The organism is Brevundimonas sp. (assembly GCF_036399195.1).
Classification (GTDB): domain Bacteria; phylum Pseudomonadota; class Alphaproteobacteria; order Caulobacterales; family Caulobacteraceae; genus Brevundimonas.
Genome location: NZ_DASWNO010000096.1, coordinates 1 through 1,917 on the forward strand (window position 1 = coordinate 1; position 1,917 = coordinate 1,917).

The 1,917-nt window shown below is 67.9% G+C and carries 3 protein-coding genes; 1 reads left to right on the forward strand and 2 read right to left on the reverse strand.

Translation table 11 applies throughout. The annotated features are described in order from the left end of the window. Nucleotides 1–122: 122 nt before the first annotated feature. Together rpmA and rplU are read right to left on the reverse strand one after the other, a co-directional pair. Nucleotides 123–404 (reverse strand): 50S ribosomal protein L27, encoded by a 282-nt coding sequence (gene rpmA, locus VGB60_RS04620; RefSeq protein WP_331037103.1) that lies wholly within the window; start codon nt 402–404, stop codon nt 123–125. A 27-nt stretch (nt 405–431) separates the two neighbouring features. Then, entirely contained in the window at nt 432–1,040 is a 609-nt protein-coding gene (rplU, locus tag VGB60_RS04625) for a 50S ribosomal protein L21 (RefSeq protein ID WP_331037104.1), read from the reverse strand. Between the two features lie 188 nt (nt 1,041–1,228). Between rplU and VGB60_RS04630 the strand changes: the two genes are divergently transcribed. Beyond that, a complete protein-coding gene (locus VGB60_RS04630; RefSeq protein ID WP_331037105.1) occupies nt 1,229–1,888 on the forward strand; it encodes a hypothetical protein in 660 nt (219 codons plus the stop codon). Nucleotides 1,889–1,917: the final 29 nt, after the last annotated feature.

The following is a 1,917-nucleotide window of genomic DNA, read 5'->3' on the forward strand; positions in this document are numbered from 1 at the left end:
CGGCTTCGAGGCGGGGAACGAAAACGGGGAGCCTGGTGATCCAGACTCCCCGCGGAATAATTCCCTGGTCCGGATCGCGGCTCTCGAGCCTTGCGCGATCCGGGTTTCAATCGGTGTTCGCGCTACTCGGCGGCCATCGGCATGTCGGCGACGGTCGGAAGAATCGACACGTAGCATCGGCCGTTGGCCTTCTTGGTGAATTTGACGGCGCCGTGAGCGGTCGCGAACAGCGTGTGGTCGCGGCCCAGGCCGACGTTGTCCCCCGGATGGAAGGTGGTGCCGCGCTGGCGCACGAGGATGTTGCCGGCCAGAACGTTCTCGCCGCCGTACTTCTTCACGCCGAGGCGCTTGGAGTGAGAGTCGCGACCGTTGCGCGACGAACCACCGGATTTCTTGTGAGCCATAGGTCTGCTCCCGTTCTCGTCTGAATATTACGCTTCGTCGCCGGCCTTGTCCGCCTTCTTGGCGGGGGCCTTCTTGGCGGGAGCAGCTTTGGTTTCGGTGGCTTCGGCCTTGGGCGCGGCCGCCTTCGGAGCCGCGGCCTTCTTGGCGGCGGGCTTTTCAGCCGCCGGCGTGTCCGCCTGCACGGTGTCGAGGACCTTGACGGCCTTGACCGGCTTGGCCTTGACCTCGGTCTCCTCGACGCGCGGGGCCAGACCGCGGGCGCGCAGGTTCATTTCAGCCTTGGTCATCAGCGAGGCCTGACCGTCCCACTTGGCGTTCTCGCCGGCGCCGTCGATGCCGGTGATGCGCAGGACCGATTCCATCTGGCGATGGCCGTTGGTGCGGCGATAGCCCTGACGGCGGGTCTTCTTGAAGATCTTGATCTTCTCGCCCTTGCGGGTTTCGACCAGGGTCGCCGCGACGGTGGCGCCGGCGATCATCGGGGCGCCGAGGGTCACGCCCTTGTCGCCGCCCAGCATCAGCACGTCGCCGAACGAGACGTTCGAGCCGGCGTCGCCGTCGAGCTTCTCGACCACGATCACGTCGCCCGGCTGAACCCGGTACTGTTTGCCGCCGGTCTTGATCACCGCGTACATGTTGAAGCCTCAGCGAAACGCAAAAAGAATAAGCCCGACGGGGGACCCCCTCGGGCGAAGAGCGGCGACATAGACGCAGAGGGCCCGCCGAGTCAACGCGGGCGGGCGAAAAAACGGGGATCGGCGGCGCACGCCAAAAAGCGAATCGAGGCTCGACTGTTATAAAGTAACAGGCTAAGGAGCGGCGGATGACGCCCTCCGATCTTGAGCAACCGGTGGTCCTGTCGCTGTTGGGCGCAGGGTTCGTGACGGCCCTGTTGCACGCCGCCCTCCCGACGCACTGGCTGCCGTTCGTCCTGGTCGGCCGGGCGCAGCGGTGGGACCTGCCGCGCGTGCTGGGCGCCGTCACCGCCGCAGGCCTCGCCCACATCGTCACCACGGCGGCCGTCGGCGGTCTGATCGTGGCGGCCGGCCTGGCGCTGGACCCCTGGCTGGTGGATCAGCTGCCGAACCTCGCGGCGGTCCTGCTGTTCGCGTTCGGCGCCTTCTACCTGAGCCGCGCCCTGATCCGCAGGCCCGTCCCCGCCGGGGCCCCGCCGCTGGAGCTGGCGGAGCCCGGCGTGTCGCACGCCGCCGCCTTCTGGGGTCTGGTCGCCATGATGGCCGTCTCGCCCGGCGAGGTGCTGCTGCCGATCTATCTGTCGCAGGCTTCAGCCGGTCTGGGCGTCCTCGCAGCGCTTACCGTCGCCTTCGCTGCAGGCACGGTTGCCGGCATGGCCGGCTTCACCCTTCTGGCCCGCGCGGGATGGTCCATCCTCAGGCTGGAGCGGTGGGCTCGCTACGAGGGCGCGATCCTCGGCCTCGCGCTGATCGTGATCGGCCTTCTCGTCCTGCTGGGGCGGCACTAAGAGGAACGGATGGGGCACGCCGATCACCA